The organism is Eubacterium sp. F2, assembly GCF_046244355.1.
Taxonomy (GTDB): domain Bacteria; phylum Bacillota; class Clostridia; order Peptostreptococcales; family Anaerovoracaceae; genus Aminicella.
Window position 1 is genome coordinate 759,409 of record NZ_CP176393.1, and the last position, 12,951, is coordinate 772,359.

Genomic DNA, 12,951 nt, shown 5'->3' on the forward strand with positions numbered 1-12,951 from the left:
GGGTTCAGAGAAACCACTCACTCATAACAGATAAAAAATAAAGGAGCCTCTGCAGCAGTGATCTGCCGCATGGCTCCTTTTTAATGCTTTATATGTTTTTAATCAATCCTGTTCAGTACCCTGTCTGTTATGCCGGTCTGCTAATCTTCGCTGTTCAGCAGATCTGTGTCGATCGGATAGCGGCCGAAAATTCTCGCCGCATCCATCAGGGCGGTCATGTTTTCTGCCGGTGTGCCGGTCGGCATCTGGCATCCTGAAGTCAGGGTGAATCCGCAAGGGGAATCCCAGGCGTCGCGGATGCAGGCTTTGGCGGCACGCAGGACATCCTGCGGTGTGCCGTAGCGCATGACATCAACCGGAGGTACATTTCCCATGATCGCCATCTTGTCGCCGAGGACTTTCTTTGCTTCCAGAAGGCTCTCGCAGTTGTCCAGGCTGAATCCGGAAATTCCGGTATCGCGCAGGTCTTCCCAGATCTTGCGGCTTGTTCCGCAGATGTGAAGGCCGCAGCCGGCTCCCTGGCTCTTGATGAAATCAATGTTCTTCTGCAGATACGGCAGGGAGAAGGTCCTGTACTGTTTCTCATTGATCAGGGAAGTGGAGCTGACCGGATCGCAGAATCCGATGCCGATGCCCATGTCGATGACACGCTTGATATAGCGGTTGTTGTTCTCCACGATGACATCCAGCAGCTGATGGATTTTCTCCGGCGCCTTGATCATGCCGATCATCAGATGTTCCGTTCCCATAACCATGGCAGCGATAGTAAACGGACCGGTGACACTGGCACTGATCGGAACAGTTTTTCCGAGCTTGTCCTTAACCATCTGAAGTCCCTTCAGGATGATTGGCAGACGACCGTCCTTGTCGACGTCAACGAGTTTCGCATTGTCGATGTCCTTCAGGCTCCTGATGGCCGGTGTCTTCAGCTGGGAAATATTGTTGTCAGAATAGGAAATTTCCGATCCCATGGCTTCCGCCATTCCGCGGAGCGTGGTGGAAAGTCCCGCGCTGTCGGAGTGGAAATTCTCCTGCAGCCAGACTTCCAGGTCGCACATCATTTCTGCGGAATGGTAGTATTTATCAATAGACATGCCCATCATCGGGGCCATCGTCTCTCCTGTATCCAGGGAGCAGGGAATACGGTCGACTTCCTTTCCCTGTGAATATAATTCACTTCTCTCCAGTGCTGTCAGTTCGTCTTTCGGTACTTCCAGTCCATGAAGATATTGTTTGATCTGTACGATCATTATTTCCTCCTTAGTTTACACCCATCATATCTTTGATTTTCAGCACAGCGGCATGTGCGTTTGGAGTGTACGCGTCTGCACCGATCAGGTCGGCAAACTTCTGAGAAATCGGGCCGCCGCCGATCATAACCTTATATTTATCGCGGATGCCGCGCTCTTTCAGTTTGTTGACCACTGTACGCATGCCTTCCATGGTCGTCGTCATCAGCGTGGACATGCAGATCAGGTCGCAGTGCTTTTCTTCTGCTGTATCAATGAAATTATCCAGCGGAACATCCTTTCCCAGGTCATAAACCTTGAATCCCGCTGCCTCGCACATAATCTTGACCAGGTTCTTTCCAATGTCGTGGGTGTCTCCCTCAACAACACCGATGACCAGGCTGACCGGCGTATCCAGCTTTTCCTGCTTGATATGCGGCTTCAGCACATCGATGCCCGCGTTCATCGCGAAGGAAGAGGTCATTACTTCCGGCAGGAAATACTCTTCCGTCTCAAACAGTTCACTGACGCGGTTCATGCCGTCAATCAGGCCTTCACGGATGGTTTCTGACGGATCAATTCCGTCCTCCAGAGACTGTTCGCAGAGTTCTTCAACGGCCTCATCATCCATGTCAACAACATTGTCGCTTATCTTCTTGAAAAGTTCTTTTTTGTCCATAATTTTCACGCTCCTGTTATGTCTGATTCCGGGACAAAGGCTATACCGGGCAAGGTAAGTAAATATCATCAGGAAACAGCCGGCTGAAACCATACTGCTTCCGCTGAGTATTATGTTTGTTAATAGTATTGTAACATGCAGTTAGTCGAGATGATCAGGGTCTTCCGATTCAATTTCTCTATTCTCATTCCGGATCTTCTTAACTTCTTCAACCTCGCTCTCTGCGCAGTCATACTCCCAGTTCCACGGGTTCTTCTTTGTGAATCCGTCTGCGAACGGTACGAAGATGGAAACCATTGCTACGATGAACAGGATCATGCAGTACCAGACGTATGGAACGATGTTCGTCGGGTTAATGGTTGCGGAACCCTTCAGGTAGTTGTTGGCCAGAGACATGCAGAGCAGGATCTGTGCGCCGTAAGGGAGGAATCCCTGCAGGCAGCAGGAGAAGATGTCCAGGAGGGATGCGGTACGTCTCGGGTCGATGTGGTACTTGCTGGATACTTTCTTTGCCAGCGGTCCTACAACAACGATGGAAACGGTGTTGTTCGCGGTTGCGCAGTCGATCAGGGAAGTCAGGAGAGAAACACCGACCTGAGCGGATTTCTTTCCTTTCATGACCTTCTCCAGTTTATCCAGCAGCCAGTTTATGCCTCCGTTGTGCATGACCATTTCTGCCATTCCGGCAACCAGCAGGGTCAGAAAGAATACTTCGTTCATGCTGGTGAATCCGGTCCAGATATTCTGGGCGAAAGTGAAGACGGTCAGTTTGCCGCAGCCGATGCCGATGATGCCGGCAAGGAAGATTCCGATGGTCAGAACCAGGAATACGTTCATGCCGACCAGGGCCAGAACCAGGACGACGATGTACGGCAGAACCTTAATGAAACTGAAGCTCAGGCTCTTCATCGCGACGATGGTGTCCGGACGGCCAAAGATCAGCAGCAGGACGATCGTGATGATTGCGGACGGGAGGGAAATCAGGAAGTTCATGTGGAACTTATCCTTCATGCCTACGCCCTGTGTACGGGTTGCAGCGATGGTTGTATCGGAAATCATGGACAGGTTGTCTCCGAACATGGCGCCTCCGATGCAGGCACCGATAACCAGAGGAATGCTCAAGTGGCCCTTGTCTGCGATTCCGATGACGATCGGAATGATGGCGCCGACGGTTCCCATGGAGGTTCCGGTGGCGGTACTCATGAATGCGGCGATGATGAAGATGCCGGCAGCCAGGAAGCGAACCGGAATGAAGGTCAGTCCCATATTAACGGTCGCATCTCTTCCTCCCATTGCAGCAGCGACGGTGGAGAATGCGCCGGCAAGGATGAAGATAATCAGCATCGTAATGATATCTTCTTTACCGACACCTCTTGCGAAGATGGAGAAACGCTCTCCCAGGCTTCCCTTTGTCATAAAGAAGGTAACCAGTACGGCGATGAACATCGCGGATACAGACGGGAACTGATAGAATGCCATCGATACGCCCTTAGCCTGCAGAAACAGTCCTGCGCCCAGGTAGATGGCAATGAAAACGATGAAAGGCAGAAGAGCGAGTCCGCTGCTTTTCTGTTTTCGAAGGTCATGATTGTCACTCATAAGATAACTCCTTCTTACATAATTGCATTAAACCAATAAAACAAATTCAACATATTCCGCCGGTACACTATGTTTCAGCAGAGTGTACCGTGTGCAGATAGAATAGCACAAAACCAGTCAGAACGTGATGTCGGTATAAATAAGCTTTATCAATAGAATCGGGAAGTATAAAACTTGTATAAATATACTGTATCATAATCAGGGCATAATGGGGAAACATTGTTCTGCTTGTTAAATGAAATACAAGATTCAGGAAGAGTTGCTTGTGGGAGAGAAACAAAAGTTTAAATATAGAATATAATAATAAACAGAAAATAAAATATAGACATTGTTGATTTTTGTGTGCGATAAATACAAAAAATCTGATTAAATTGTGTGGTCTTGCATTTACAACCAATAAAGTAGGATAATGGGATATAAAAAGTTGCACCATGGTACAAATGTCCGGATTCATAAATTGGAAGCTGAGGCAGATGTACAGGACATATATCCCTGAACTGCGGTCTAGTTGCAAGAGAATAAAAAGCATTCTGACAATATATCGCCGTGTATCCATGGTCAGACCGGGCGGAATGGTCATGGATGGGTGGAAGAAATGCTGAAATTTTTATCACAATTTCCGTTATATTCAAGAAAATCATTTTCGTCTGTAAATGGAAACGCCGAATCCCGAAGGTGTAAAGTGTCCGCGTGAGCATGCGCGAAGAGAACCGGGAGGTCTTCCAGGCACAGGCTGCGCTGCAGCAATTCTTGACGATAAAGGCGCCACTGTTTAAAATGGTGGAAGTGCGAAAACGCAGAATAAAAGGCCGCATGGATGCGGTGTAAATCATGTTAGAAATGGAAGTGGCAGGAATGAATAAACCAACACTGTTGATTATGGCCGCCGGAATGGGCAGCCGTTACGGCGGACTGAAGCAGATTGACCCGATCACCGATCAGGGCGAAGTTATTATGGACTTCTCCCTGTACGACGCGATGATGGCAGGTTTTGAGCGGGCAGTATTCGTCATCAAAAAGGAAAATGAAGAGGCCTTCAGAAAACTGATCGACGGACGCATTGATAAATACATGGATGTAGAAATCGTTTACCAGGAAATGGACGATCTTCCGGAAGGATATAAGGTGCCGGAAGGCCGTGTAAAGCCATGGGGAACCGGACATGCGATCCTGGCGGCGCGCCAGGTCATCGATGGGCCGTTCGCGGTTGTCAATGCCGACGACTATTACGGACCGACCGCCTTCCATCTCCTGTACGACTATCTGGAAAACGTAAAAGACACCGAACCGTATCAGTATGCGATGATCGGCTTCCAGCTGGAAAAGACCCTGAGCGAGAGCGGCACCGTGGCCAGAGGAATCTGCGAGCTGACGGATGACAATCTCTTGAAGAACGTCACGGAGCGCACCAAGGTCATGTCCAGAGGGGAATTTACAGGTTATACGGAAGACGATGGGAAGACCTGGACAGAAATCCCGCAGGGCAGCACCGTTTCCATGAATTTCTGGGGCTTCACCGGCGCATTCATGAAAGAGGCCTGGGAACGTTTCCCGGCTTTCCTGGATCAGATTCTGCGCGACAACCCGATGAAAGGCGAGTATTTCCTTCCGTCCATCGTCGAGGGACAAATTAAAGAAGGCAAGGCGCAGGTCCATGTTCTGAAGACCCCGGATAAGTGGTATGGCGTAACCTATCATGAGGACCACGACATCGTTGCGGCGGCAATCCAGTCCATGAAGGACAAGGGAGAGTATCCGGAAGTTTTATTCCGGAAGGAACCTGAAAACGTTGTCTGGAAAGAACTGCGTCCGAAGGACGAGTAGGCAGGAGACTCCTTGCGTGTGGGTTTTGTCATAAAAGGGGGCCGGCAGGAGAGAAAAGCCGGGAGATCCGGTACAAAATACTGAAAAACTGCTTGCTATTCAATAATCAGGTGATATAATAGACCAGTACACGTAAAATCCTTGCACCGTTGAGAAACGGTGCCATATAGTCCATAGGGAGGTGAAAGCTATGACGAATTATGAAGTAATGTTCATCCTCGATCCGACACTCAGTGAAGAGGAAAAGAAGGCTGCAATCGAGAAGGTTCAGGGCGTTATCTCTGAGCACGGTGAACTGGGAGACACTGATGTCTGGGGACTCAGAAAGCTGGCATACCCGATTCAGAAGAAGAATGAGGGATACTATGTAGTCACAGAGTTCAAGGCAGATACAGAATTTCCTAAGGAGCTCGACAGAAGAATTAAGATCTCTGACAAGATTATCAGACATATGATCGTAAATAAGGACGCAAAATAGTCTTTAAAGATCAGATGAAAGGGTGCGAACATGAATAGTGTTGTACTGATCGGGAGATTAACGAAAGATCCGCAGGTCCGTTACACATCCGGAAGTCAGATGGCAGTTGCAAGCTTCACGCTTGCGATTGACCGTCCGGTGAGAAACGGCGGAGAACGTCAGGCGGATTTTCCTAGGATCGTTGTATTTGGAAGACAGGCAGAGACCTGCGAGAAATATCTGGCCAAGGGCAGACTCGTAGCAGTCAGCGGACGCATTCAGACGGGCAGCTATCAGAATCAGAAGGGCGACACCGTCTATACAACAGATGTTGTGGCAAACCGTGTAGAATTCCTTGAGTGGGGCGACCGCCAGGGAAGCGGCTCAGGTCAGAATTACCGTCAGGGCGGAAATGACGGATATTCCGGCGGTTATAACAACGGCGGATATCAGAATCAGAACGCGGGCGGTTACGGCAATGGTGGATACGGACAGGGCCAGCAGGCTCCTTCATATTCTGCTCCGCAGCAGAGTCAGTCTGCACCGCAGGCACAGAATCAGCCGGCTCAGAATGACCAGGCAGATGATATGCCAGATTCCTTTGAAGCGATCGATGAAGACGTTCCATTCTAATGGAAAGGGGATAGAATATCATGGCTATGGATAACAGACGCCGCGGTGGCATGAGAAGAAAGAAAGTATGCCAGTTCTGCGCAGATAAATCAGAAGTTATCGATTACAAGGACGTTGAGAAGCTGAAGAAGTTTGTTACTGAGAGAGGTAAGATTCTTCCGAAGAGAATCACAGGAACTTGTGCTAAGCACCAGAGAGAGCTGACTACAGCGATCAAGAGAGCAAGAATCGTTGCTCTTCTGCCATACGTTGCAGACTAATTACTCGAATCTGGATGATTAGGCAGCTGACATGTGTTTCATGCAGCTGACGTTATAGAAAAGAATATGACCACGCTGGCGACACAGTTCAGCTGCGCGCAAGACGTGACACGGATAACCGCACAGGGGGATGCAGAGGAATTTCCAATGCACCGGCTGTGCGGTTTTTTCGTGCGCGGAATTAATCGTGCGGAGCGGGTCAGGATGGGCATTCCATTCGCCGGGAACCGCTTTATTGCGGATCACAGACGCAGAAGGCGGCGTAGAGGGGAACAGAGTACAGATTGTCCGACCAGCCGAAGTTTAATTCTGAGAAGCGGATGCTGTATGCCGGATGGTATTTTTCTCTGTAATTCTTCAGGCTCGTCGATCGTTTATGGCGTCCGGACTTTATCTCGATCGGAATGATGTTCTGTTGTATTACTTGGAAGCGCTTGTCTCTTCCTTCAGCACCTTGATGGTGACGGCGCTTCCTGCCTTTAATTTACTTCCGGCAGTAGTCTGCTCATAAACCTGTCCGAAGGAGGCGTCGCCGAAGCGATCGGCGTTCTTCTTCAGTTCATCGGCTGTCAGTGTTGTGTACTCGGTCTGGACGGTGAATCCGGCCTTTTCCAGAGTTTCCTTTGCTTCTGCTTCGGTCTTTCCCTTGACGTCCGGAACTTCGTTCATCGTCTCAGCAGTAATGGTTACCGATGCCTTTGCGACAACTTTCTTATCTGCCGTGCTGGTCAGGGCATAGCTTACCGTGTAGTTTCCGTCCTTGGAGAAGACGTAAGCCTCTGCCTTGCTGTAGGACATGGTTGAGGTCTTTCCGCTCGGATCCTTGATGGTTACCTGGATCGCGGATGTGCGGTCAGTGGATCCCTGCTTTCCGGTTACTCCGGATACGGCATTGCTGCTTCCTGTTTCTACAGTGCGGTCAGCTGCTCCGCTGATGGACGGTTTGCTCTGTGCTGCCTTGACAACGAATTTGAAGCTGGCTGTCTTGGATCTTCCCCATGGATCCTTAACGTAGTAGGTAACGACGTATGTTCCTGCGTTATCTGTGGAGAAGGAAGAGGTGCTGATCTTCTTATATGCAGAAGATCCGGCTGCTTTCATCTGCAGTTTTGCGACCTTCAGATATTTGGTCAGGTCCATAAAGGAATTCGGGTCTTTCGCTGTAACGCCGCTCTTCAGGTTGTAGGAAGCGCCCTGTGCGACAGCAGAGGCCTTCTTTACCTTGATTACCGGCTTCGGCATCAGATGGCGGAGCGGATTTCCCTTGGCCGGATCGGTCGGATCCCAGCTTCTTGTGGCATTTCCCGGGACCTTGATCGCCTTCGGCTTTCCGAGCGGGCCGGCCTTGCTGCTGGAGTAGATGGTTACCTTGGTTCCTGCAGGACAGTTGTTGTACATCCACTTTGCGTCCGCAGTGGAAACGCGGATGCAGCCGTGAGAGGCCTTCTTTCCGAGCTTGTTGAACTCTGCGCGGGCCTGGGCATTATGCTTCGGCGCGTAATACCAGACGCTGTGAATGAAGATTCCGCCGTACAGATGGGCGGTGTACTGTCCATAGTCAAAGAAACTTCCGTCCAGGGACATGGTCAGCCAGCGTTTCTTGGAGGATGTGCGCCAGGTTCCGTTATAGGTTGTGGTTTCCGGAGTTGTATTTACACCGGTTGAACACAGCATGGCGCGGACAGGCTTCCATTTTCCGCCCGTTCTCTTATAGGCGGTGATGACATTACGCTTCTGATTGACCTTCAGCCAGTATTTTCCGGAGGAAGCGGCGGATGCCGGCTCCAGGTACGCTGCGAACAGCGTGATGATCATGGCGAGAGCCAGTACAAGCGTAATGGTACGATTGTATGTTTTCTTCATGATAACTGCTCCTTGTACATTTGAATTTTATCGTGCTCCGCAAGATCCGCCGGTCTTCTGCTGCCCGATGCGGCAGGGTGGACAAAATTTTCCTTACCGGCGGGGAACACAAGTTCATTATAGCCCCGGAACGCCAGAATAACTACTGAATAAAAATTAAGAAAAAGAGGCCGCGGAAATGCGGCCCCCCTGAATGTGTGTCAATTCCTGTGCAGTGCCTATTTTACGTAGACTTTCGGCAGTCTCTGGCCGAATGCGCAGGTGATTTCGTAGTTGATCGTGCCTGTTGCGTCTGCGATGTCGTCTGCAGTGATCTCATTCTTTCCGTCACTTCCCATGACGATGACTTCATCGCCGACCTTGACATCCGGAACGTCGGTGACATCAACCATGAACTGGTCCATGCATATATTTCCGGCGATCGGGCAGATGTGGCCGTCGATCAGGACCTTGCCGACCGGGGAGTACGGACGCGGATAGCCGTCTGCGTATCCGATGCCGACTGTAGCGATCTTGGCAGGAGCCTTGGAGATGTATTTTCTGCCGTAGCCGACGGAGAAGTCTGCCGGAACGTCCTTCAGATGGACGATGTTGGCCTTGACGGACATAACCGGCTTGATGGACAGGTCTTTCGGGTCTACATCGTGGGACGGATACAGTCCGTAGAGAATGATGCCGGCCCTGCACTTATCGAAGTAAACCTCCGGCATTCTCATGATTGCCGCGCTGTTTGCGAGGGTGCGCTTAGGGATCTTTACGCCGGCCTTGCTGACTTCCTCATAGAAGTGATTGTAATGTGCTTCCTGGCCGTGTGCATAGTCCAGATCCTTTGCGTCTGCTGTGGAGAAGTGGGAAATCATTCCCTTAATCTTGAAGTTGGAGAGTTTTTCGACTTCCTTCAGCTCTTCCGCAGCGTGGTCGGTGTCATTCCACTGGTAGCCGATTCTGCCCATTCCGGTGTCTACGGCGATCAGGGCTTCTACGGTCTTGCCGGCAGCCTTTGCCGCCGCATCGATTGCCTTTGCGTTCTCAAGAGAGCAGAAAACCGGAGTAATGTCGTATTTTACCAGAGCGTCTGCATACATGTCCGGAGTCAGTCCCAGGCAGATGATTTCGCCTTCGATTCCGGCATTTCTCAGTGTTGCGCCCTCTGCAAGCGTAGCGACAGCGAAGGTGTCGACGCCGTTTTCGATCAGGACGTGCGCGGTTTCCACGCTGCCGTGACCGTAAGCGTCCGCCTTGATGACGCCGACCATCTTTGCATTCGGTCCGATCTTCTTCTGGATGCTCTTGATGTTGTAATCCAGGTTAGAAAGGTTAATTTCTACCCATGCAGGACGTAATGCTTCCTTATACATTGGTTCTACCTCCTTTAATACCTTCTTCATATTATTAAACATGTTGGGAATACGCTGAGTATTCAGTCATGTTTGTATACAAGAGAAGAGCAGCGGGATTCTTCTCCGTTTCAGCGTGAATTCACACTGCTCTTTTCAGACAAAATTCAATTAGATAAGAGGTTTGCGCTGGATAATGTCCTCACGAGCCGGTCCGTTGGAAACCATCGTGATCGGGAATCCGATCTGACGCTCGATCTCATTAACGTAATCCTGTGCCTCCTGCGGCAGATCCTCAAACTTGCGGATGCCTGTGATGTCGCACTTCCAGCCCGGCATCTTCTTATAAACAGCCTTGCATCTGGAGAGGTCTGTTACATTAGGGAAGTCCTGGATTTCCTTTCCGTCCATCTCATATCCGACACAGAGTGGAATTTCATCCAGATATCCCAGTGGGTCCAGAACGGTCAGGGCAACCTCAGTAGCGCCCTGCAGAGTGCATCCGTAGCGGGAAGCAACACAGTCATACCAGCCGACTCTTCTCGGACGTCCGGTTGTAGCACCGTACTCTCCGCCGTCTCCGCCGCGCTTGCGCAGATCTTCCGCCTCATCTCCGTGGAGCTCAGTGACAAAGTCTCCGCCGCCTACGGAAGAAGAGTATGCCTTGGTTACCGCAACGATATCCTTGATCTCATATGGCGGAACTCCGGCACCTGCGGCTGCATATCCGGCGATAGTATTGGAGGAGGTCGTCATCGGATAAATTCCGTGGTCGATATCCTTCATTGTTCCCAGCTGACCCTCAACCAGGATCGTCTTTCCTTCTTTCAGTGCCTTATGCAGGAAAGCGGAAGTGTGTCCGACGTAAGGACGGATCATCTCTCTGTATTCGCAGATGGTCTTATACAGCTCATCCGGATCCAGCTCCGGCTTATGATAAAGATATTTAATCAGTGTGTTCTTGATGGTGCAGACGTTGTTAATGCGCTCTTTCAGCTTGTCGTCCGGCATGAACAGCTCGTTGATCTGGAAACCGATCTTGGCATACTTATCGGAGTAGCATGGAGCGATTCCAGACTTGGTGGAACCGAATGCCTTTCCGGCAAGACGCTCTTCCTCGTATCCGTCCAGCAGAATGTGGTACGGCATAACGACCTGAGCACGGTCAGAAACCATCAGATGCGGCTTCGGAACTCCGTGAGAAGTCAGATCGTCGATTTCCTTCATCAGTCTCGGAATGTCGAGTGCAACACCGTTTCCGAGTACACAGGTGCAGTGATCATAGAATGCGCCGGATGGAATCATATGCAGAGAGAATTTACCATAAGAATTCTTGATGGTGTGTCCTGCGTTAGCTCCTCCCTGGAAACGGACGACGACGTCAGCATTTTCTGCCAGCATGTCTGTGATCTTGCCTTTTCCTTCGTCTCCCCAGTTTGCGCCTACGATTGCTTTTACCATAGTTGATATTCCTCCTATCCTACGATTAAACGTTGATTTCAGCCTTGCGTCCGAGGACGGACTCGTGTGCTGAAAGAATAGGCTTTATGACCCCGTTAAGAAACTCGGTTGTCTGCTCTGGTGCGCGTCCAACATAGTTTTCTGGCTTCAAAACCTTCTGTAAAGCCTCTTTGTTTGTATTAAAGAGAGGGTCTGCAGCGATCAGATCGAGCAGATTGTTCGGTTTGCCCTCAACTTTAACGGTTTTCGATGCCTGCATGGACAGTTCACGGATGCGCTCATGAAGCTCCTGGCGGTCTCCGCCGGCTTTTACCGCATCCATCATGATATTCTCCGTTGCCATGAACGGAAGCTCTGCCATGAGGTGTGATTCGATGACCTTCGGATAAACCACCAGGCCATCAGAAATATTGATGTATAACTCAAGAATCGCGTTGGTCGCGAGGAAGGCCTCGGACACACTAATTCTCTTATTAGCAGAATCATCGAGTGTACGCTCAAACCACTGTGTCGCAGCAGTAATCTGCGGGTTCATCGCGTCACTCATGACATAGTTGGCCAGCGATGCCATTCTCTCGGAACGCATCGGATTGCGCTTATATGCCATTGCGGAAGAACCGATCTGATGCTTTTCAAACGGTTCTTCAACTTCCTTCATATGCTGAAGGAGACGGATGTCGTTGGAGAACTTATGCGCGGACTGCGCGATTCCTGCCAGGACATTCAGTACACGGCTGTCTACCTTGCGGGAATAAGTTTGTCCGGAAACCGGGTAAACCTGAGAGAATCCCATCTTCTCCGCGATCTTCATATCCAGCTGGCGGCATTTCTCATGATCTCCGTTGAACAGTTCCAGGAAGGAAGCCTGTGTTCCGGTCGTTCCCTTGCAGCCCAGAAGCTTCAGAGAATCCAGAACGTAGTTCAGATCCTCAAGGTCCATAACCAGATCCTGCAGCCAGAGGGTGGCACGCTTTCCGACAGTTGTCGGCTGAGCTGGCTGATAATGCGTGAATGCCAGCGTCGGCTGATTCTTATACTCGTCTGCGAATACAGCCAGGCGGTCCATCGCGTTCAGCAGCTGAATGCGGATCAGTTTCAGCGCCTCCGACATGATAATAATGTCGGTGTTATCTCTGACGTAGCAGGACGTCGCACCGAGGTGAATGATTGGCTTGGCATGCGGGCACTGCTTTCCGTAAGCGTATACATGAGACATTACATCGTGAAGGACCTCTTTCTCTCTGGCCTCAGCCACTTCATAATTGATATCGTCCTTATGCGCTTTCAGTTCATCGATCTGTTCCTGTGTGATATCCAGACCCAGTTCCTTTTCCGATTCCGCAAGCGCGATCCAGAGACGTCTCCATGTCTTGAATTTCATCTCCGGCGAGAAGAGATACTTCATTTCTTTGCTTGCGTATCTCGTCGATAAAGGGCTGGTGTAGCTGGTTCTGTCTGCCATGTCCATTCCTCCGTTTCAGGTGCGGCGGCAAAAAATAACTGTTCAAGGCCGCTGCCGTCTTGTCGTTCTCGAACAATCTGAATTATATCATCTGAACGTGTAATCTTCAACACCGACACGAAAGGGTTACAGTAAAATTGTGCGATT

General features: G+C 50.2%; 11 protein-coding genes. 4 read left to right on the forward strand and 7 right to left on the reverse strand.

All coding sequences use genetic code 11. The annotated features are described in order from the left end of the window. Positions 1–140: 140 nt before the first annotated feature. The 3 genes from ACI77B_RS03075 to ACI77B_RS03085 all read right to left on the reverse strand — a co-directional run bounded on the left by ACI77B_RS03075 (position 141) and on the right by ACI77B_RS03085 (position 3,507). Complete coding sequence (locus tag ACI77B_RS03075; RefSeq protein ID WP_409337320.1) at positions 141–1,250, reverse strand: uroporphyrinogen decarboxylase family protein; 1,110 nt, start codon at positions 1,248–1,250, stop codon at positions 141–143. 10 nt (positions 1,251–1,260) lie between these two features. After that, positions 1,261–1,908: a corrinoid protein gene (locus ACI77B_RS03080; RefSeq protein ID WP_409337321.1), complete on the reverse strand. Its 648-nt coding sequence runs from the start codon at positions 1,906–1,908 to the stop codon at positions 1,261–1,263. A 141-nt stretch (positions 1,909–2,049) separates the two neighbouring features. Next, a complete protein-coding gene (locus ACI77B_RS03085) occupies positions 2,050–3,507 on the reverse strand; it encodes a Na+/H+ antiporter NhaC family protein (RefSeq protein WP_409337322.1) in 1,458 nt (485 codons plus the stop codon). Positions 3,508–4,362: 855 nt separating this feature from the next. Between ACI77B_RS03085 and ACI77B_RS03090 the strand changes: the two genes are divergently transcribed. The 4 genes from ACI77B_RS03090 (at position 4,363) to rpsR (ending at position 6,681) form a co-directional block, all read left to right on the forward strand. Continuing rightward, positions 4,363–5,331, forward strand: a complete 969-nt coding sequence (locus tag ACI77B_RS03090) for a sugar phosphate nucleotidyltransferase (RefSeq protein ID WP_409337323.1) — start codon at positions 4,363–4,365, stop codon at positions 5,329–5,331. Between the two features lie 190 nt (positions 5,332–5,521). After that, entirely contained in the window at positions 5,522–5,809 is a 288-nt protein-coding gene (rpsF, locus tag ACI77B_RS03095) for a 30S ribosomal protein S6 (protein WP_178264075.1), read from the forward strand. Positions 5,810–5,839: 30 nt separating this feature from the next. Next, positions 5,840–6,421 (forward strand): single-stranded DNA-binding protein, encoded by a 582-nt coding sequence (locus tag ACI77B_RS03100; RefSeq protein WP_409337324.1) that lies wholly within the window; start codon positions 5,840–5,842, stop codon positions 6,419–6,421. A gap of 20 nt (positions 6,422–6,441) precedes the next feature. Then, positions 6,442–6,681: a 30S ribosomal protein S18 gene (rpsR, locus tag ACI77B_RS03105; RefSeq protein ID WP_178264077.1), complete on the forward strand. Its 240-nt coding sequence runs from the start codon at positions 6,442–6,444 to the stop codon at positions 6,679–6,681. Positions 6,682–7,101: 420 nt separating this feature from the next. On the opposite strand, the gene ACI77B_RS03110 is transcribed toward rpsR, so the two are convergent. The 4 genes from ACI77B_RS03110 to purB all read right to left on the reverse strand — a co-directional run bounded on the left by ACI77B_RS03110 (position 7,102) and on the right by purB (position 12,804). Continuing rightward, a complete protein-coding gene (locus tag ACI77B_RS03110; protein WP_409337325.1) occupies positions 7,102–8,544 on the reverse strand; it encodes a L,D-transpeptidase in 1,443 nt (480 codons plus the stop codon). Positions 8,545–8,762: 218 nt separating this feature from the next. Continuing rightward, the gene (gene alr / locus ACI77B_RS03115) at positions 8,763–9,902 is read right to left on the reverse strand and encodes an alanine racemase (RefSeq protein ID WP_409337326.1); all 1,140 of its coding nucleotides are present in this window, start codon (positions 9,900–9,902) and stop codon (positions 8,763–8,765) included. 150 nt (positions 9,903–10,052) lie between these two features. After that, positions 10,053–11,342, reverse strand: coding sequence for an adenylosuccinate synthase (locus tag ACI77B_RS03120; protein ID WP_409337327.1), 1,290 nt, complete (start codon positions 11,340–11,342; stop codon positions 10,053–10,055). Positions 11,343–11,367: 25 nt separating this feature from the next. Next, the gene (purB, locus tag ACI77B_RS03125) at positions 11,368–12,804 is read right to left on the reverse strand and encodes an adenylosuccinate lyase (protein WP_409337328.1); all 1,437 of its coding nucleotides are present in this window, start codon (positions 12,802–12,804) and stop codon (positions 11,368–11,370) included. Positions 12,805–12,951: the final 147 nt, after the last annotated feature.

What these genes read in the sequence shown, in the direction of transcription:
- ACI77B_RS03075 (WP_409337320.1), bottom strand. Translation starts at nt 1,250, where the DNA reads ATGATCGTACAGATCAAACAATATCTTCATGGACTGGAAGTACCGAAA.
- ACI77B_RS03080 (WP_409337321.1), bottom strand. Translation starts at nt 1,908, where the DNA reads ATGGACAAAAAAGAACTTTTCAAGAAGATAAGCGACAATGTTGTTGAC.
- ACI77B_RS03085 (WP_409337322.1), bottom strand. Translation starts at nt 3,507, where the DNA reads ATGAGTGACAATCATGACCTTCGAAAACAGAAAAGCAGCGGACTCGCT.
- ACI77B_RS03090 (WP_409337323.1), top strand. Translation starts at nt 4,363, where the DNA reads ATGAATAAACCAACACTGTTGATTATGGCCGCCGGAATGGGCAGCCGT.
- rpsF (WP_178264075.1), top strand. Translation starts at nt 5,522, where the DNA reads ATGACGAATTATGAAGTAATGTTCATCCTCGATCCGACACTCAGTGAA.
- ACI77B_RS03100 (WP_409337324.1), top strand. Translation starts at nt 5,840, where the DNA reads ATGAATAGTGTTGTACTGATCGGGAGATTAACGAAAGATCCGCAGGTC.
- rpsR (WP_178264077.1), top strand. Translation starts at nt 6,442, where the DNA reads ATGGCTATGGATAACAGACGCCGCGGTGGCATGAGAAGAAAGAAAGTA.
- ACI77B_RS03110 (WP_409337325.1), bottom strand. Translation starts at nt 8,544, where the DNA reads ATGAAGAAAACATACAATCGTACCATTACGCTTGTACTGGCTCTCGCC.
- alr (WP_409337326.1), bottom strand. Translation starts at nt 9,902, where the DNA reads ATGTATAAGGAAGCATTACGTCCTGCATGGGTAGAAATTAACCTTTCT.
- ACI77B_RS03120 (WP_409337327.1), bottom strand. Translation starts at nt 11,342, where the DNA reads ATGGTAAAAGCAATCGTAGGCGCAAACTGGGGAGACGAAGGAAAAGGC.
- purB (WP_409337328.1), bottom strand. Translation starts at nt 12,804, where the DNA reads ATGGCAGACAGAACCAGCTACACCAGCCCTTTATCGACGAGATACGCA.